Below are 19,797 nucleotides of genomic sequence, written 5' to 3'. Positions count from 1 at the left end.
TTATCTCATCAACCGAATTTATTATAGAGCCTTTCTAATTCAGAAAGTGGTATTGGCTGATTTATAATCTAAAGTTTATTATTGCGGTGTATTTGTATCCGCTGCAAGTTCCTCAACTGCTTCTTTCACTTGAGGGTCGATATGTTTTTCGTATTTAGCTTCGCTATAACGTCTCATACCTGTACCTGCAGGAATCAATTTACCGATAATAACGTTCTCTTTAAGACCAAGTAAGTCATCGCGTTTACCTTTGATAGCTGCATCTGTAAGGACACGAGTTGTTTCTTGGAATGATGCTGCTGATAAGAAGCTTTCTGTTTCAAGAGACGCTTTCGTAATACCAAGCAATACTGGTTTTGCAGTTGCTGGACGTTTGCGGTCTTTGAATGCTTCTCTATTTGCATCTGTAAAGTTGTGGATGTCTACTAATGAACCTGGTAATAGTTTTGTATCACCAGCTTCAATGATACGTACTTTACGTAACATTTGACGAACCATAACCTCAACGTGTTTATCGTCGATTTCTACACCTTGCATACGGTAAACTTTTTGAACTTCTTTAAGCAAGTAGCTTTCTGTCGCATTTAAGCCTGCTACTGATAAGTAGTTCTTAGGTTCGATAGAACCTTCAGTTAAGACTTCACCGCGTTCAACGTGTTGGCCTTTTTCAACTTTAAGACGTGAAGTACCTGAAGCAAGATAAGATCTTGTTTCGTTAGCACCTTTGATCACGATTTCTTGTTGACGGTCTTTCGCAAGTTTGATGTCTTCGACTGTACCTTCAATGTCAGTAATAACTGCTTGACCTTTAGGGTTACGTGCTTCGAAGATCTCTTGGATACGTGGAAGACCTTGAGTGATATCGCTTCCGGCTACCCCACCTGTATGGAAGGTACGCATTGTAAGCTGTGTACCTGGTTCACCGATAGATTGTGCTGCGATTGTACCAACCGCTTCACCCACTTCAACTTTTTCACCAGTCGCAAGGTTTTTACCGTAACATTTTTCACATACACCATGACGTGTATTACATGTAAATGCTGAACGGATGTACATTTGTTCAATGCCTGCATCAGTGATGCGTTTTGCGATTTCTGGTGTAATCAATTGATCTGGTTTCACAAGAACTTCATCAGTTTCTGGGTGACGTACCGTTTCTTTAGAGTAACGGCCTTCAATACGTTCGATGAATGGTTCGATCATTTCTGTACCTTCTTTGATGTCAGATACAAGTAGACCACGGTCAGTTCCGCAATCTTCTTCACGAACGATAACATCTTGCGCAACGTCAACAAGACGACGAGTAAGGTAACCTGAATCGGCAGTTTTAAGTGCTGTATCGGCAAGACCTTTACGCGCACCGTGAGTAGAGATGAAGTACTCTAACACTGTTAAACCTTCACGGAATGAAGATGTGATTGGTAACTCGATGATTTTACCAGATGGTGCGGCCATCAGACCACGCATACCAGCTAACTGAGTAAAGTTAGATGCGTTACCACGGGCACCAGAGTCACTCATCATGAAGATTGGGTTCGTTTTTTCTAGGGATTTCATCAATTTACCTTGAATTTCATCCTTAGCATCTGTCCAAATTTCAACGACAGCATTGTAACGTTCTTCTTCAGTGATTAAACCACGGTTATATTGTTTTTGAACACGTTCAACTAATTTTTCGTGTTCATCTAAGATTTCTTGTTTATCAGGTAATACCACGATGTCAGATACACCAACAGTGATACCTGCTTTAGAAGAGTATTTGAAACCTAAGTCTTTCATACGGTCAAGCATCATTGATGTATCAGTAATGCTGAAGCGATTGAACACTTCTGCAATGATATTTCCTAAGAATTTTTTGTTGAATGGTTCAACAAGTTCTTGGTCTTCAAAGTATGCTTTTAAGCCGCCTTCGCCTAATTCGCTTGCGCTGACGAAGTATTTATCAGGTGTTTTATCTTCTAAGTTTGTTTGTGACGGTTCATTAATATAAGCAAATGAATCCGGAATGATTTCGTTAAAGATTACTTTACCGACAGTTGTCGTCAAGATCTTACGATTTTGTTCTTCAGTGAATGTAGGGTTATTGAATGAACCTGCATGTACACCAATACGTGTATGCAAGTGTACATAACCATTTTGGTATGCTTTCAATACTTCATTTGCATCGTTAAAGATTGCACCTGTATTCACTGCATCTTTACGTTCTAAAGTAAGGTAATAGTTACCAAGTACCATATCTTGTGATGGTGTAACAACTGGTTTACCATCTTTAGGGTTCAAGATGTTTTGAGCTGCAAGCATTAACATACGTGCTTCTGCTTGTGCTTCTTTAGATAAAGGTACGTGAACGGCCATTTGGTCACCATCGAAGTCAGCGTTATAAGCTGTTGTTACCAATGGATGTAAACGAATCGCACGGCCTTCAACTAATGTTGGTTCGAACGCTTGGATACCTAGTCTGTGCAATGTTGGAGCACGGTTAAGGAGTACTGGGTGTTCTTTGATAACGTCTTCTAAAACATCCCATACTTCATCTTCCATACGTTCAATTTTGCTTTTCGCATTTTTGATGTTTGTCGCAATTTCGCGTTGAACTAATTCTTTCATTACGAAAGGTTTGAATAATTCTAACGCCATTTCTTTAGGTAGACCACATTGATACATTTTAAGTCCTGGACCTACTGCGATAACAGAACGACCAGAGTAGTCAACACGTTTACCTAATAAGTTTTGACGGAAACGACCTTGTTTACCTTTCAACATATGTGAAAGTGATTTTAATGGACGGTTACCTGGACCAGTTACTGGACGGCCACGACGACCATTATCGATTAATGCGTCTACTGCTTCTTGCAACATACGTTTTTCGTTTTGAACGATAATACCAGGCGCACCTAAGTCTAATAAACGTTTCAAACGGTTATTACGGTTGATAACACGACGGTATAAGTCGTTCAAGTCACTTGTCGCAAAACGTCCGCCGTCTAATTGAACCATTGGACGGATTTCTGGTGGGATAATTGGAAGTACATCCAAAATCATCCATGAAGGTTCGTTACCAGAGTTTCTGAATGATTCAACAACTTCTAAACGTTTGATTGCACGAGTCAATCTTTGTCCAGTTGCTGATTCTAATTCAGTACGTAAGTCTTTCAACTCTTCATCTAAGTCAATTTCAGATAATAGGTCTTTAATACCTTCAGCACCCATTTTCGCTACGAATTGACCAGGGAATTTATCATAATAGTCTCTGAATTCTGCTTCAGAAAGTAATGATTTTTTCTCAAGACCTGTTGGGCCTGGATCAACCACAACATATGATGCGAAGTAGATAACTTCTTCAAGTGATCTTGGAGACATATCTAATAGTAGACCCATACGACTTGGGATACCTTTGAAGTACCAAATGTGTGAAACTGGTGCCGCAAGTTCAATATGGCCCATTCTTTCACGACGTACTTTTGATTTCGTTACTTCAACGCCGCAACGGTCACAAACCATGCCTTTATAACGTACACGTTTGTACTTACCGCAACTACATTCCCAGTCTTTTGTAGGTCCGAAAATTCTTTCACAGAATAAACCATCTTTTTCAGGTTTCAAAGTACGATAGTTGATTGTTTCAGGTTTCTTAACTTCACCGTATGACCATGAACGAATCTTTTCAGGTGAAGCAAGGCCGATTTTCATATAATGGAAATTATTTACATCAATCAAGGAGCCTACCTCCTTCAATTTAGATTAGCTGTGCTATTTGATTGATAAATGATCAATAAATTGAGAAATATTAAAGGTGCATAAAGGCAATGCAGTACATTGCCTAATGCAGCCTTGCAATATTTGAATTTTTAACATTACGCTATTTGCTTATTGAACACCGAAATGAATTAGTCAGTTGTTTCTTTTTGTGATTCAGGAATTGAAGATTGTTGGATGTTTACTTTATGATCGTGCACATCGTCTTCATCCATATCTGACATTTCAATTTCTTTATCATTTTCATCCATGACTTTAACATCAAGACCTAAACTTTGTAATTCTTTCATCAATACGCGGAATGATTCCGGAACACTTGGTCTAGAGATGTTTTCACCTTTAACGATCGCTTCATAAGTTTTTACACGACCTACAGTGTCATCAGATTTATAAGTTAGGATTTCTTGCAATGTGTATGCAGCACCATAAGCTTCAAGTGCCCATACCTCCATCTCACCGAAACGTTGTCCACCGAATTGTGCTTTACCACCAAGTGGTTGTTGTGTAACAAGTGAGTATGGTCCAGTTGAACGCGCATGTAATTTGTCGTCAACCATGTGTGCAAGTTTCAACATGTACATTACACCAACAGAGATACGGTTATCGAATGGTTCACCTGTACGTCCATCATATAATACAGTTTTACCATCTCTTGCCATACCTGCTTCTTCGATCGTAGACCATACATCATCATCGTTGGCACCATCGAATACTGGTGAAGCTACATGAATTCCTAAGTTTTTAGCCGCCATACCTAAGTGTAATTCAAGTACTTGTCCGATGTTCATACGTGATGGTACACCTAGTGGGTTTAACATGATATCGATTGGTGTGCCGTCTGGTAAGTAAGGCATATCTTCTTCAGGGACAATCTTAGAGATAACCCCTTTGTTACCGTGACGACCGCACATTTTATCCCCAACGTGGATTTTACGTTTTTGAACGATGTAAACACGTACTAATTGGTTTACACCTGGAGATAATGAATCATCGCCATCTTCACGATTGAAGACTTTGACATCTAGTACGATACCGCCTGCACCATGTGGTACACGTAATGACGTATCACGAACTTCACGTGCTTTTTCACCGAAGATTGCGTGTAATAAACGTTCCTCAGCAGTTAATTCAGTTACACCTTTAGGTGTTACTTTACCAACTAAGATGTCGCCATCTTTCACTTCTGCACCTACATAAACGATACCGCGTTCATCTAAGTTTTTAAGTGCGCTTTCAGCAACGTTAGGAATGTCACGTGTAATTTCTTCAGGTCCAAGTTTTGTATCACGTGCTTCAGATTCATATTCTTCAATATGAATAGAAGTATAAACGTCATCTTTAACAAGACGTTCACTCATGATAACAGCATCCTCATAGTTATAACCGTCCCAAGTCATGAATCCGACTACTACGTTACGTCCAAGTGCCATCTCACCAAGTTCCATTGAAGGACCATCTGCTAAGATTTCACCTTGAGATACAACGTCGCCGACTTTAACGATTGGGCGTTGGTTGTAACAAGTACCTGAGTTAGAACGTTTAAATTTAGCTAATCTATACGCATCTACTTCGCCTTCGTATTCTTGACCATCTTCTTCAATAATACGACGTACTTTAATTTCATTAGATTCTACATGTTCTACACGACCAAAATGCTTGTTGATTACAGCAGCACCTGAGTCACGTGCAGCCACATGTTCCATACCTGTACCTACGAATGGAGATTCAGGGTTCATCAATGGTACTGCTTGACGTTGCATGTTCGCACCCATTAACGCACGGTTAGAGTCATCGTTTTCTAAGAATGGGATACATGCTGTCGCTGCAGATACAACTTGTTTAGGAGAAACGTCCATATAGTCCATTTTCTCTCTATCCATAGTTGTGTTGTTACCACGGAAACGACAAACGATTTCTTCGTCTAAGAAACGACCTTCGTCATCTAAACGTGAGTTCGCTTGCGCAACAACATAGCTGTCTTCTTCGTCTGCAGTAAGGTAATCGATTTGATCTGTTACCGCATTTTTCTCATGGTCAACTTTACGATATGGTGTTTCAATGAAACCAAATTCATTAACACGCGCATAACTTGATAATGAGTTGATTAAACCGATGTTCGGACCCTCTGGTGTCTCGATTGGACACATACGGCCATAGTGAGAGTAATGCACGTCACGTACTTCCATTTGTGCACGTTCACGTGTTAAACCACCAGGTCCAAGTGCAGATAGACGACGTTTATGTGTCAACTCTGCTAATGGGTTCGCTTGGTCCATGAATTGTGATAATTGAGAGCTACCAAAGAATTCTTTGATAGATGCAATCACTGGACGAATGTTGATAAGTTGTTGTGGTGTAATAGAATCTGTATCTTGAATAGACATTCTTTCACGAACGACACGTTCCATTCTTGATAAACCGATTCTGAATTGGTTTTGAAGTAATTCGCCTACTGAACGTAAACGACGGTTACCTAAGTGGTCAATATCATCTGTTTGACCTACACCATACAATAAGTTGAAGAAGTAAGACATTGACGCAACAATGTCAGCTGGTGTAATACATTTCACTTCTGAATCAGGGAATGCATTACCGATAACTGTTGTTGTACGGCCTTCTTCATCATTCGGTACATAAATTTTAATTGATTGTGTTTCAACAGGTTCGTTTACGATGCTGTCATCTAACTCATCCACTTCGATGTTTGCGTTAGATTCTAAAACATCCATAATTTCGTCTAGTTTACGACGGTCTAAAACTGTGCCTTCTTCAGCAACAATTTCACCTGTTTCAGTATTAACAATCGGTTCAGCCAATTTTTGGTTGAATAAACGATGTTTCAAATGAAGTTTTTTGTTCATTTTATAGCGACCAACACTTGCTAAGTCATAACGTTTCGGATCGAAGAAACGAGAGTAAAGCAAGCTTTTCGCGTTTTCTACTGTAGGTGGTTCGCCAGGGCGTAAACGTTCATAAATTTCTAATAGTGCTTGATCTGTATTTTCAGTACCATCTTTTTCTAAAGTGTTACGTAGGTATTCGTTGTCACCTAATAAATCAATAATTGATTGATCAGTTGAATAACCTAAAGCACGTAATAATACAGTTAATGGTAATTTTCTTGTTCTATCGATACGAACATAAACGATGTCTTTCGCATCAGTTTCGAATTCTAACCAAGCACCACGGTTAGGAATTACTGTCGCATCATAGTTTTCACGACCATTTTTATCGATTTTTTCATTGAAGTATACGGATGGAGAACGAACTAATTGTGATACAATAACACGCTCAGCACCATTGATCACGAAAGTACCTGTATCAGTCATTAATGGGAAATCACCCATGAAGACTTCTTGGTCTTTCACTTCTCCTGTTTCTTTGTTAATAAGACGCACTTTGACACGAAGAGGTGCAGCATAAGTTGCGTCGCGGTTCTTAGATTCCTCTAAATCGTATTTCGGTTCACCCAATCTATAATCTACAAATTCTAAAGAAAGGTTGCCTGTGAAGTCTTCGATTGGAGAAATGTCACGGAACATTTCTAATAAGCCTTCTTTTAAGAACCATTCATAAGATTTAGTTTGAATTTCAATAAGGTTTGGTAATTCTAAAACCTCAGAAATTCTCGCGTAATTTCTACGTTTACGATGTCTTCCATATTGGACAAATTTACCTGCCAAACAGATTCACCCCTCAAAAATTGTTCGAATGTCTCTTACATATTAAAATAAACAAAACGGTAACAAGACAAAAAGAAAACGGCAGCACACCCGATGACACCATTTTCTATTCTGCGTTATTAAAGATTTACTTTGTTATTTTATACGTAAAAGTACACACTTCTTGAACATAAATTTTTACATTCTATAACTATATCAGAAATTAATATGGTTGTCAATGGTTAACGCTTGCTTTTCAAAATGTAATACCCTTTCTCTTTGGTTAGGGTTTCTACATTACCAAAAACAGCTTCCATCTTCTTTTTCGCCGAAGGCATACCTTGCTTTTTCTGAATTACAACGTATAATTCACCTTCAGCTCTCAACTTCTCATGTGCGTCTTCTAAAATGCCATGAACCACTGACTTCCCTGCCCTGATTGGCGGGTTCGTCACGATCATGTCACAAGAATTATCCGGAACTTCAGCTAAACCATCACTCTCTTTTACAGTGACATTTTCAATATGGTTTTTCTCACTATTTTCTTTTGCTAAATCTAGTGCTCGGTGGTTCACATCCAACATAATAACATGGTGATGCGGAGATACTTTCGCAATCATCAAACCAATCGGTCCATAACCGCAACCCACATCAACAATCGTCTTCTTAGGTCCTGGTGGATGTTCTTTTAAAAACGTACGAACTAATAAATCTGAGCCAAAGTCTATTTTCCCTTTAGAAAATACACCTGCATCAGTCACTAGATTCAATTCATTTTGATGATAATGGTATTTAAATGTCTCTTTATGACTTTCAACTTTAGGATCTTTGTCATAATAATGACTCATGCTTACACCTCATTACTTTACATTAGAAGCTGTTCGAGTATACTCTTCCATTTCAACAAAGACAAGTCTACCCTTTACTTTAAGGATACACATTTCATCAGTCATTTGCTATAAATACCTTTCGTTCTATAATGAGTTGTACTCATTAGAAAAACCCCGTTAACTCAATAACGGGGTTTTCATTTCTCAAAGAATTCAGGCTGTGAAACTAAGTTTCACACATTAACAATGGTTATTAGCCTCGTTCTCTTTTCATTTAGTTATTGGCTGTGGCAATAGAATTATTTTAATTCTACAGTTGCGCCAACTTCTTCTAATGTTTCTTTAAGTTTTTCAGCTTCTTCTTTAGGTAAAGCTTCTTTGATTACTTTAGGAGCGTTGTCTACTAATTCTTTAGCGTCTTTCAATCCTAAACCAGTTGCGTCTTTAACAGCTTTAACAACTTTGATTTTAGATGAACCAGCTGAAGTTAACTCAACGTCAAATTCAGTTTTTTCTGCTGCTGCGTCTCCGCCGCCTGCTGCACCTGCTGCTGCTACTGGAGCTGCTGCAGTTACACCAAATTCTTCTTCGATTGCTTTTACTAAGTCATTTAATTCTAATACTGACATTTCTTTAATTGCTTCAATGATTTGTTCTTGATTAGCCATTATATATTTCCTCCATTTTTTAAATAATTAATTGTGTGTACTGATTATTCAGCACTTTCTTCTTCTTTAGATTCTCCAACTGCTTTAACCGCATAAGCGAAGTTGCGTACAGGAGCTTGTAATACAGAAAGTAACATAGAAACAAGACCGTCGTGTGATGGTAATGAACCAACAGTTTTAACTTCTTCTGCTGAGATAACGCTACCTTCCATTACGCCTGTTTTAATTTCTAAAGCTTCGTGATCTTTAGCAAATCCAGCGATAACTTTTGCAGGAGCAACTACATCATCAGTAGTTGTTGCAACAGCTGTTGGACCTGTTAAGAATTCGTCAAGACCTTCGATTCCCGCTTGTTCAGCAGCACGACGTAACATAGTGTTTTTGTAAACTTTGTACTCAACACCAGCTTCACGTAATTGTTTACGTAATTCTGTTACTTCTTCTACTGTTAAACCACGGTAATCTACGATTACTGTTGAAACAGAATTTTTAAGTTGATCAGCGATTTGTTCAACTAATTGTTTTTTCGCTTCAATAATTCCAGACATTTAGACACCTCCATACATATTTTGTTCGGTGCTTTTTTTGAGCTTTACCCAATAAAAAAAGCACTTTCACCCTACGGCAAAAAGTGCTTGAAAGTTTCATAGTTCACGTTCAAGTCAATTTTAGCCTCGGTAGGATCAAGTTTTAAGTTATCTCTAACTCCTACTGTCTTAGGTAAAATAATCACATTTATCAATATAACTGTTTCAATGTGATATGTCAATAAGTAATTAAAAAAACTAGAGAAAATATTTTCAGCTGTCTCAGATATGAATCGATACGATTGGCACTTTGCAACTTTTACATTTTCTCTAGTTCTTAAATTTCATTTATATTATAGTTTGAAGTTTGAAGTATCTACTTTAACACCAGGACCCATTGTAGTTGAAACTGCAACAGACTTGAAGTAAGTACCTTTAGCTGAAGCTGGTTTAGCTTTTGCTAATACATCTTGGATAGTGTTGAAGTTATCAACTAAATCCTCAGTACTGAATGATACTTTACCGATTGAAGCGTGGACGATACCAGCTTTCTCAGCACGGTATTCTACTTTACCTGCTTTGATTTCTTCAACCGCTTTTTTAACATCCATAGTTACTGTGCCAGTTTTAGGGTTAGGCATTAAACCTTTAGGTCCTAATACACGACCTAATTTACCAACTTCGCCCATCATGTCCGGTGTAGCTACAACTACATCGAAGTCGAACCAGCCTTGTTGGATTTTGTTAGCGTATTCTGATTCGCCTACGTAATCAGCGCCAGCTGCTTCTGCTTCAGCAGCTTTGTCACCTTTCGCGAATACTAATACACGTTGTGTTTTACCAGTACCGTGTGGTAATACTACTGCACCACGGATTTGCTGGTCATTTTTACGAGTATCGATACCTAAACGGAATGCTACTTCTACAGAAGCGTCGAAGTTTGCAACGCTAGTTTCTTTAGCTAAGCTGATTGCTTCTTCAACAGCGTAATAAGTATTACGGTCAACTTTTTTAGCAGCATCTAGATACTTTTTACCTTTTTTAGCCATTTATATTTCCTCCTTTAGTGGTTTTAGCGGAATGTCCTCCCACATTACTTGCTTATGCAAGTTAAGAGCAGATGACCTTGTGAGCTGTTCGCAATTTTTATTCATTGGATTGACTTTACTGTCATCTGCCATGTTTGTTTCACGTTTCTGATTGTTATTCGTTTCGTTAGATGAGCAAACTCATCTTTACGCTATTATTCTACAGTGATACCCATACTACGAGCAGTACCTTCAACAATACGCATTGCTGCTTCGATGTCTGCTGCGTTTAAGTCAGGCATTTTAGTTTCAGCGATTTCACGTACTTGATCTTTAGTTACTGTAGCAACTTTGTTTTTGTTAGGTTCACCAGAACCTTTGTCAACGCCAGCTGCTTTTTTAAGTAGTACTGGAGCCGGTGGAGTTTTAGTGATGAATGTAAATGAGCGATCCTCATACACACTGATTTCTACCGGAATGATTAAACCTGCTTGTTCTTGTGTTCTCGCGTTGAATTCTTTACAGAATCCCATAATGTTCACACCTGCTTGACCTAATGCTGGACCAACTGGTGGTGCTGGGTTCGCTTTACCTGCAGGAATTTGCAATTTAACTACTTTTTCTACTTTTTTAGCCACGATGTGCACCTCCTTGATATCGTGATGTGGTCACAGGGCTCAATTTTGCCCTCCCACTCTTAAAACATTTCGTGACGAAATGGCCTCCTTCTTCCAAAGGACGACCATAGTATTATATCATTGAAAAATTGTAAAATCAACACCTATTCGAATTACAATTTTTCGATTTGATCAAACTCAACTTCAACCGGAGTTTCTCTGCCAAACATATCTACTAATACTGTAAGCTTGAATTTATCTGCTTCGATTTCTTGTACTTCACCGACTTGGTTGGCAAATGGGCCAGACTTGATACGAACTTGTTCTCCAACTTCGACTTCAACATCAATTGTTTTTTCTTTCATTCCCATTTGTTTTAAAATAAAGCGGACTTCATCCGGCAACAGCGGGTTAGGTTTTGATCCAGCACCTGCTGAACCAACAAATCCTGTTACACCTGGTGTATTACGTACTACATACCATGACTCATCTGTCATGACTAACTCTACCAAGACATAGCCAGGGAAAGTTTTTTTCGTGATTTTCTTCGCTTTACCGTCTTTAACTTGTGTTTCCTCTTCTTCAGGTATGACAACTCTGAAAATCTGTTCTGTCATATTCATTGATTCAACACGTTTTTCTAAATTTTTCTTAACTTTATTTTCATAGCCAGAGTAAGTATGCACGGCATACCAACGCTTTGCTCCAACTTCTTCAGACATGCTGTCACTCCTCATTAACTAATTAATTCTATTAATCTACCGATTCCCAAATCTAAGGCATAGAAGAAGATTAAGAAAAATAACACTGTAACAATTACAATTGTTGTGTATTTCACGAGTTCTTGACCAGTCGGCCAGCTCGTTTTCTCCATCTCAGATATAACGCCTTTGAAGAAACTCTCTTTTGGTGCTTTTGATTTTTTGTTTTTATCTTCAGCCATTGTCGTACCTCCAATTAATCAATAATTTCATCTTGGCCTTTAGCAATTACTTCGATTCCTTGTGTACTGTATGCGCATTGCACTTTTTGCAATACTTCTTTAACACGAGTCTTTCTGCAAGGTTGCTGTTCTTTGGTACGGTATAGTTTCTATTGCCGCAAATTTCACAGTTAAGCGGGACTTTCTTCATAATACCTTCACCTTACCTATATTAAATACTCACTAACTATACATAAGAAACCCTCAAATTGTCAAACGTCTAGTGAATTGTAAGTTGTATCTATAAGTGTAACGAAACGCAATTATGCATCCAATAATTCCTGCATTTTACGTAACTTCACTTTACTACGATGAAGGGCATTATAAACCGCCTTTTCACTTAAATCCATCGCTTGTGCTGTTTCACTTGGGGAATAATCATCCAATATATATTGTACTACTTCTCGCTCTAATTTGCTTAATTTCTTACAACAATTAAGCAGAATTTCCGAACGTTCTTTTAAAATGAGTTGTGCTTCGACAGATGGCAATTGCGTACGATAACTACACTCCGCTTCTTGAACAAGACAATCTTGTTGTAATCTCAGCCGTTTCTGTCTTCTGTAATAATCGTATTTAGAAGTACTGACTAAGCGATTGAAATAATGTTCAAACGGAATCGTTTCTATCGTTTTAAAATGATAAATATTTCTGCTGATTCTTAAGGAGATGTCTTGTATCAAGTCATCACAATCATGCGGTGCAATCGAAGGATGAATCAGCCGACTGCGTATAAACGGCTGCAACACTTCTAGTAATTGATGCATCGCGTGATCGTCATGCATTTGTGCAAGATGTATAAGAGAGACAATATCTTGAGGTATGGAAGTTTTCTGCATTACGGTAAGTTCGATCCTTTCATAAAAGTGAACTTATCATAGCGGAATGCTGATGAAATAAGCAATGTACAGAAATCTTATTTTTCTTGGTCGCCTCTTCTGATTTTTTCAAATTCTGATAATACTTCATCTGTGAGTTGGATACGTGTTCGAGGTTTATTATTATTGAACGTTTTCATTGATGACTCAACACTCGCTTCATTCAACTTAATGTTCTGCCACATTTCTCGAGACGAAATACGATAAGCACCCGTACCGAAGATGGCGTGCTGTTCACTCATATCACTCGTAACAACAGCAATATGGGTTGTATGTTTGTCATATAACCCATATACAAATCGTTCTATAAAGCTGTCAGCTGTTTCATGTTCTTTTGTGAAAATCGTTCGTACCCCGTGGTAATAAAATTCACTTTCATTACCTTCTTGTTCATAAGCGTCAAACACACATATCACATCGTCTGCCACAGTTGCTTTATAGTTGCCGATAGCCAGCAACAACTTTTCTCTGGCTTCTTCTAAATTCTCTTTGGCCAATTCTGATAAAGCACGACTATGACCAATCATATTGTAACCGTCGATGATTAAATACCGATCCTTGTGCTTCATAGCTTATTCTCCAACCGGGTGACGTTTTCGATAAATTTCATACATCATTAAGCTTGCAGCAACAGATGCATTCAAACTGTTAATATGACCGACCATAGGGATTTTAATATAAAAATCACACTTCTCTTTAACAAGTCGGCTCATACCATGTCCTTCGTTACCGATAACAATGGCAAGTGGCATATCTGCACTCATTTGACGGTAATCTGTTGCGTTATCGGCTGCAGTCCCTGCAATCCAATAACCTTCTTCTTTTAACTTATCCATCGTTTGAGATAAGTTTGTTACACGTGTTACCGGAATGTGTTGAATCGCACCTGCAGACGCTTTAGCAACTGTTTGTGTTAAAGCAACAGAACGACGTTTCGGTATAATGACACCATCTACACCTGCTGCATCCGCAGTTCTTAAAATGGAACCTAGGTTGTGCGGGTCTTCTAGACCATCCAGTAACATTAATGTTGGTAAATGATCTTGTGCTTTAAGTTTCGCAAGCAAATCATCTAGCTCTACATATTCATATGGCGCAACCAATGCTGCGACACCTTGGTGTGGTGCTTCAGCTAATCCGTCTAATTTCGTTTTTGGGACGGTCTGCACAATCAATTTTTGCTTTTTTGCATTTTTTAAGATTTCATCAAGTTGTTGCTTTTTCACGCCATCTTGAATCAAAATCTTGTTGATGGGATGCCCAGAAGTAATTGCTTCTTTCACGGCATGTCTCCCTACAATTACTGAATCTTCCACATCCTCACTCCCTTTCTTCGACTTCAGTCACAATACGCTCAAGCAATGATTCCAATCGGTCTGATTGATGATCTAAATATAAGAAACCAATCACCGCTTCCAAACCAGAGCTTTTACGATACGTCTGAATGTCAGTATTTTTCGCTTTTGTATGGCTTTTCGCATTACGCCCTCTGCGCACAATTTCTAATTCTTCTTCAGTAAACCAATCCGACTGCATCAAACTTTCCAACGTAATAGCCTGGCTTTTCGCAGACACAAAACGTTTTGCTTGTTGATGCAGACGATTCGGTTTTGCACGCAATTTCAAAATGATATGCGTTCTGACATATTGATCTAAAACTGCATCCCCCATATATGCTAAAGATAATGGGTTCAGCAGTTTGATATTTTCTTGATTATCCACGTTTGAATCTCACGCCTTGCGGTGTATCTTCAAGGATAATATTTTGTGCTTTTAATTCATCACGGATTTCATCCGCACGTGCATAATCTTTATTTTTACGCGCTTGATTACGCTCTTCAATCAAGGCTTCAATGTCTTCATCTAACAATTCATCATGTTGTTTGCCTTTTAATGGAACTCCTAAAACGTCGCTGAAGATTTGGAATACTTCTTTAAAGCGTTCAATCACTTTTTTAGATGTTGTGTTTTCCATCACATATTTATTCGCAAGTTTCGCCAAATCATACCAAGTTGTAATCGCATTAGCAGTATTGAAGTCATCATCCATAACCCTTTCAAATTGTTTTAACAATGCATCAATTTGTTCAATATAATCTGATTGATCTTCGATATCTGAAGCAATCGCTTCTCTTTCTTCAATCGCTTGATAACTATTACGGATACGTTCTAAACCAGCTTTCGCTGATTCGACTAATTCCATGTTGTAGTTGATTGGACTGCGGTAGTGTACGCTAATCATAAAGAAACGTAATACATCAGGGTCTACTTCTTTAATAATGTCATGTACAAGTACGAAGTTGCCTAATGATTTACTCATTTTTTCATTATTGATATTAATGAAACCATTATGCATCCAGTAATTCGCAAATGTCGCATGGTTATGCGCTTCTGATTGTGCAATTTCGTTTTCATGGTGTGGGAATTGTAAGTCACTGCCGCCTGCGTGGATATCAATCGTTTCACCTAATTCATGATATGCCATCACTGAGCACTCGATATGCCAGCCTGGACGTCCTTTGCCGAATGGGCTGTCCCAGCTGATTTCTCCAGGTTTCGCTTTTTTCCATAACGTGAAGTCTAATGCATCTTCTTTTTGTTCGCCTGATTCAATACGTGCACCGACTTTTAAATCATCAATAGATTGATGACTTAATTTACCATATCCTTCAAACTTACGTGTTCTGAAATAAACATCGCCTTCACTTTCATAAGCATAACCTTGTTCTACTAGGTTTTGGATAAATGCGATGATATCATCCATATGGTTCATAACACGTGGATTAGATGTTGCTTTTTTGACATTCAACGCACCTGTATCTTCATAGAAAGCTTGAATGTAACGGTCAGCGATTTCTTGCACACTTTCATTCAACTCTTTTGAACGTTTGATTAATTTATCATCCACGTCCGTAAAGTTAGATACATAATTAACGTCATAACCTTTATATTCAAAATAACGACGTACAACATCATAGTTGATAGCTGGACGTGCATTACCGATATGAATATAGTTATAAACTGTTGGACCGCAGACATACATCTTAACCTTGCCTTCTTCTATCGGCTTAAACGGTTCTTTCTGTCTCGTCAATGTATTATATAATGTAATCATCTTGAATCTCTCCATTCTTCACTTGCTCTAGTTGCTTTTCTAATTGTTTCATTTGTTCGTAAATCGGGTCTGGTAAGTTGAGATGATCAAAGTTTTTACCGATACGTTTACCATGTTGTTTCACGATATGGCCAGGAATACCGACAACTGTGGAATAGCTTGGTACATTGGTTAATACAACTGAGTTCGCACCAATATTGACATTAGAGTCTACTTTGATATTTCCTAAAATCTTTGAACCTGCCGCAATTAAGACATTATCGCCAATGTCAGGGTGACGTTTACCTTTTTCTTTGCCAGTACCGCCAAGTGTGACACCTTGATAAATTGTAACGTTATCGCCAATCGTACAAGTTTCACCAATGACCACACCCATGCCGTGATCGATAAATAAACGTTTGCCGATTTTAGCACCTGGATGAATTTCAATACCAGTGAAAAAGCGTGATATTTGCGAAATAATACGTGCAGCCACGTAGTGCTTTTTATTATAAAGTTTATGTGCAAGCAAGTGATTCCATACTGCATGCAATCCTGCATACGTTGTTACTACCTCAAATGATGTCTTAGCTGCAGGATCTTGTTCGAATACCATTTTTATATCGTCTCTCATTCTTTTAAACAAGTTATTCCCCTCCTATTTATAACGAAAGCACCTCTAACAACTTAATGTCAGAGGTGCTTCGCACGGTTCCACTCTTCTTCAGTATACAAAAAACTATTTTTATATACTCTCTCAAATCCCGTATTTATCATTGTCTGAACCAAGGTGCATTCAATAATGTTCAAGATGTGCTCGCAGCAACCGCACACTCTCTGGACTTGAACCATTATCTACTAATCCTTAGTAGTAATTACTTTTAATAATAGGTGGTTTATGCTGAAAATTCAAGCAAGGTTACCCACTAAAATTATAGATATTTTTTCAAACGTTTTAATACCTTTTCTTTGCCTAATACTTCCATTGTATTCGGTAATTCCGGTCCATGCATTTCGCCTGTTACCGCAACACGAATCGGCATAAATAATTGTTTACCTTTGATACCTGTTTCTTTTTGTACAGCTTTAATTGTTTTCTTAATTTCAGCCGCTTCAAATGGCTCTAATTCTTCTAGTTTGCCATATAAGTGTTCCATCAATTCAGGTACTTGTTCCCCATTGATGACTTCTTGTTCTTCTTCATTTAATGCAACTTCATCTCTGAAGAAAATTTCAGAAAGCGGTACGATTTCACCGGCATAACTCATTTCTTTTTGGTATAAACCAATTAACTTGCGACCCCAATCTAAATCTTCTTCTGAAGGTGATTCTGGAATCAACCCTGCATTGATTAAGTGAGGTAACGCTAATTCAAAGACAGTTTCTGAGTCTTTTTGTTTCATATATTGGTTGTTTACCCAAGCTAGTTTTTTCTTATCGAAGAATGCTGGTGATTTTTGTAAACGATTTTCATCGAATAATTTAATGAATTCTTCTTTAGAGAAGATTTCTTCTTCACCTTCTGGTGACCAACCAAGTAATGTGATGAAGTTGAACAATGCTTCTGGCAAGTAACCTAAGTCACGGTATTGCTCGATGAATTGTAAGATTTGGCCATCACGTTTACTTAATTTTTTACGTTGTTCGTTGACGATCAATGAAATATGGCCGAAACGTGGAGGTTCCCAACCGAATGCTTCATAAATCATTAATTGTTTTGGTGTATTTGATACATGGTCATCACCACGGATAACATCTGAGATTTCCATATAATGGTCATCTGCAGCTACCGCAAAGTTATAAGTCGGTACACCGTCTTTTTTCACAATAACCCAGTCGCCGATGTTATCAGATTCGAATGACACTTCACCTTTAACCATGTCATCAAATTTATATACTTTGCCTTTAGGCACACGGAAACGAATTGAAGGTTTGCGTCCTTCTGCTTCAAACGCTTCTTGTTCTTCTTTTGTTAAATGTGCGTGTTTACCACCATAACGAGGTGTTTCACCACGTGCGATTTGACCTTCACGTTCTGCTTCTAATTCTTCTTCAGTCATGTAACATTTATACGCTTTATCTTCTGCTAATAATTGTTCTACTAAAGGATCATAGAATTTACCACGTTCAGATTGACGATACGGACCATAACCTCCGTCTTTATCTACAGATTCATCCCAATCAAGACCTAACCATTTCAGGTTGCTGAATTGAGAAGATTCGCCGTCTTCTAAGTTACGTTTCTTATCCGTATCCTCAATACGTACGACAAAGTCCCCATCATAGTGTTTAGCAAATAAATAGTTGAATAGTGCTGTTCTAGCGTTTCCGATATGCAAATAACCAGTCGGACTTGGTGCATATCTGACTCTTACGCGTTCACTCATTATTTCGTTCACTCCTGTATTTTTAGATTATTGATTAAAGAAAGTTCGAGAACTCAACTATCTCTAATAATTCAGAGACAGTGATACTTCAGAATGTGCTTGATTATTCATGATAAACCAAGGTCAAAAGCAGTGATAAGACCTATCTGTTTGACTGACATAAATAGCCAGGCAGTTCTGTACCCATTCTTACTTATTGTAGCATTACAAGCTTTATTTGGTAAGCCCATTTGCTTACAAGAATCAACTCTGTTTACCCTTCTGTTCCATGTGAAACAAGGGATGCTCACTGTTGAATTAATTTCGCAAAGACAATTCGTCCAGATGATGTTTGTAAAATACTAGTAATTTCAATTTTGACATGTTGGCCAACTAAGGATTTCGCATCATCAATGACTACCATAGTGCCATCTTCTAAATAGCCGACACCTTGTCCAGGTTCTTTACCCATCTTAGTAATTAATAAATTCATATGGTCGCCTTGGCGCACAGCTGGTTTTACCGCTTCAGACAAATCATTCACATTCAACACTTTAATACCTTGTACACGTGAAATCTTATTCAAGTTGAAATCGGTCGTAATTAAATCAGCTTTATATTTATGCGCAAGTTTAATCAATAGCGCATCGATATGATTATAAGACTTCTGCGGATGAACAATGCGAGAAGGATGGTCTGCATCATGAATTTGGTTTAAAATATCCAAGCCGCGTTGTCCTTTTTCTCTTTTCACACTATCTGTCGAGTCTGCGACCACTTGCAGTTCATTGATTACACCTTGTGGAATCAAAATCTCTCCATCTAGAAAGCCGCATTTGATTATCTCTAAAATCCGACCGTCAATGACTGCGCTCGTATCTAAAATTTTAGGGTTCGCACGTAAAGCATTCGTTGAGGCAGAACGTGCCATTTTCTCTGGTAAGAAAGCCAACATCTCATCACGTTTCTTCAAACCAAATTGAAAACCTAAATAACTTAAGAATACTGTAATGATAATAGGAAGAACATGAAGGAATAAAGATGATCCGATAATATTTAAAATAAATGCGATCATTACAGAAATAAAAAGTCCCATAATCAAACCTATGGCTGCAAAGAGGATTTCAATTGCGCTGTGTCGCATAATAAAACCTTCTAATTTACGCAAAGCTCTGGTGATTTTAGGAATCAACAAACCAAATAAAACAAAGAATATAATCATACCAATGATGCCAGCAATATATTTATTAGTCAGCCATACATAAGTATCTGCAAAACCTGTATCGCGCGCAATATCAGGTATGATTAATATCCCCAAACTGATACCTAAAATCATATAACTGATGATGACAATTGTCTTTACAATATTCATCTGATAGCCTCCTTTCT

Annotated in this window: 18 protein-coding genes and 1 other annotated feature; all 18 genes read right to left on the bottom strand. The window is 38.0% G+C overall.

Annotated features, from left to right (window positions below; translation table 11 throughout):
* Positions 1 to 78: 78 nt before the first annotated feature.
* The 18 genes from rpoC to HMPREF2937_RS02105 all read right to left on the bottom strand — a co-directional run bounded on the left by rpoC (position 79) and on the right by HMPREF2937_RS02105 (position 19,780).
* Positions 79 to 3,690 (bottom strand): DNA-directed RNA polymerase subunit beta', encoded by a 3,612-nt coding sequence (rpoC, locus tag HMPREF2937_RS02185; protein ID WP_226956325.1) that lies wholly within the window; start codon positions 3,688 to 3,690, stop codon positions 79 to 81.
* A gap of 197 nt (positions 3,691 to 3,887) precedes the next feature.
* Positions 3,888 to 7,439: a DNA-directed RNA polymerase subunit beta gene (gene rpoB, locus HMPREF2937_RS02180; RefSeq protein WP_023016305.1), complete on the bottom strand. Its 3,552-nt coding sequence runs from the start codon at positions 7,437 to 7,439 to the stop codon at positions 3,888 to 3,890.
* 221 nt (positions 7,440 to 7,660) lie between these two features.
* The gene (locus tag HMPREF2937_RS02175) at positions 7,661 to 8,266 is read right to left on the bottom strand and encodes a class I SAM-dependent methyltransferase (RefSeq protein WP_002481330.1); all 606 of its coding nucleotides are present in this window, start codon (positions 8,264 to 8,266) and stop codon (positions 7,661 to 7,663) included.
* A 281-nt stretch (positions 8,267 to 8,547) separates the two neighbouring features.
* Entirely contained in the window at positions 8,548 to 8,916 is a 369-nt protein-coding gene (gene rplL / locus HMPREF2937_RS02170; RefSeq protein ID WP_002481329.1) for a 50S ribosomal protein L7/L12, read from the bottom strand.
* 44 nt (positions 8,917 to 8,960) lie between these two features.
* Positions 8,961 to 9,464 carry a 50S ribosomal protein L10 gene (gene rplJ / locus HMPREF2937_RS02165; protein ID WP_002481328.1) on the bottom strand — a complete coding sequence of 168 codons (504 nt, stop codon included), beginning with the start codon at positions 9,462 to 9,464 and terminating at the stop codon, positions 8,961 to 8,963.
* 45 nt (positions 9,465 to 9,509) lie between these two features.
* Positions 9,510 to 9,655, bottom strand: a sequence feature (ribosomal protein L10 leader region).
* Positions 9,656 to 9,796: 141 nt separating this feature from the next.
* Complete coding sequence (gene rplA, locus HMPREF2937_RS02160) at positions 9,797 to 10,492, bottom strand: 50S ribosomal protein L1 (RefSeq protein WP_002481327.1); 696 nt, start codon at positions 10,490 to 10,492, stop codon at positions 9,797 to 9,799.
* A 194-nt stretch (positions 10,493 to 10,686) separates the two neighbouring features.
* Positions 10,687 to 11,109, bottom strand: a complete 423-nt coding sequence (rplK, locus tag HMPREF2937_RS02155; RefSeq protein ID WP_002481326.1) for a 50S ribosomal protein L11 — start codon at positions 11,107 to 11,109, stop codon at positions 10,687 to 10,689.
* A 152-nt stretch (positions 11,110 to 11,261) separates the two neighbouring features.
* Positions 11,262 to 11,810 (bottom strand): transcription termination/antitermination protein NusG, encoded by a 549-nt coding sequence (gene nusG, locus HMPREF2937_RS02150; protein WP_002481325.1) that lies wholly within the window; start codon positions 11,808 to 11,810, stop codon positions 11,262 to 11,264.
* A gap of 14 nt (positions 11,811 to 11,824) precedes the next feature.
* Entirely contained in the window at positions 11,825 to 12,031 is a 207-nt protein-coding gene (secE, locus tag HMPREF2937_RS02145; protein ID WP_023016303.1) for a preprotein translocase subunit SecE, read from the bottom strand.
* Positions 12,032 to 12,077: 46 nt separating this feature from the next.
* A complete protein-coding gene (gene rpmG / locus HMPREF2937_RS13220; RefSeq protein ID WP_081600403.1) occupies positions 12,078 to 12,221 on the bottom strand; it encodes a 50S ribosomal protein L33 in 144 nt (47 codons plus the stop codon).
* 112 nt (positions 12,222 to 12,333) lie between these two features.
* Positions 12,334 to 12,909 carry an RNA polymerase sigma factor gene (locus HMPREF2937_RS02140; RefSeq protein WP_002481323.1) on the bottom strand — a complete coding sequence of 192 codons (576 nt, stop codon included), beginning with the start codon at positions 12,907 to 12,909 and terminating at the stop codon, positions 12,334 to 12,336.
* A 77-nt stretch (positions 12,910 to 12,986) separates the two neighbouring features.
* Positions 12,987 to 13,517 (bottom strand): NYN domain-containing protein, encoded by a 531-nt coding sequence (locus HMPREF2937_RS02135; protein ID WP_002481322.1) that lies wholly within the window; start codon positions 13,515 to 13,517, stop codon positions 12,987 to 12,989.
* 3 nt (positions 13,518 to 13,520) lie between these two features.
* Positions 13,521 to 14,264: a 23S rRNA (guanosine(2251)-2'-O)-methyltransferase RlmB gene (rlmB, locus tag HMPREF2937_RS02130; protein WP_002481321.1), complete on the bottom strand. Its 744-nt coding sequence runs from the start codon at positions 14,262 to 14,264 to the stop codon at positions 13,521 to 13,523.
* A gap of 4 nt (positions 14,265 to 14,268) precedes the next feature.
* Entirely contained in the window at positions 14,269 to 14,670 is a 402-nt protein-coding gene (locus HMPREF2937_RS02125; RefSeq protein ID WP_002481320.1) for a Mini-ribonuclease 3, read from the bottom strand.
* Positions 14,663 to 16,063 (bottom strand): cysteine--tRNA ligase, encoded by a 1,401-nt coding sequence (gene cysS, locus HMPREF2937_RS02120; protein ID WP_070863947.1) that lies wholly within the window; start codon positions 16,061 to 16,063, stop codon positions 14,663 to 14,665. Before cysS ends, HMPREF2937_RS02125 begins: the two co-directional genes overlap by 8 nt.
* Positions 16,047 to 16,676, bottom strand: coding sequence for a serine O-acetyltransferase (gene cysE, locus HMPREF2937_RS02115; RefSeq protein WP_172954255.1), 630 nt, complete (start codon positions 16,674 to 16,676; stop codon positions 16,047 to 16,049). The genes cysS and cysE overlap by 17 nt, the downstream gene beginning before the upstream one ends.
* Before the next feature lie 298 nt (positions 16,677 to 16,974).
* On the bottom strand, positions 16,975 to 18,429 hold the full coding sequence (gene gltX / locus HMPREF2937_RS02110) for a glutamate--tRNA ligase (RefSeq protein WP_002481317.1): 1,455 nt from the start codon (positions 18,427 to 18,429) through the stop codon (positions 16,975 to 16,977).
* Between the two features lie 286 nt (positions 18,430 to 18,715).
* Positions 18,716 to 19,780, bottom strand: coding sequence for a PIN/TRAM domain-containing protein (locus tag HMPREF2937_RS02105; protein WP_002481316.1), 1,065 nt, complete (start codon positions 19,778 to 19,780; stop codon positions 18,716 to 18,718).
* Positions 19,781 to 19,797 lie beyond the last annotated feature (17 nt).

It is taken from the genome of Staphylococcus sp. HMSC061G12, assembly GCF_001838465.1.
Lineage (GTDB): Bacteria > Bacillota > Bacilli > Staphylococcales > Staphylococcaceae > Staphylococcus > Staphylococcus simulans.
This window is presented reverse-complemented; position numbering and strand designations above follow the sequence as displayed.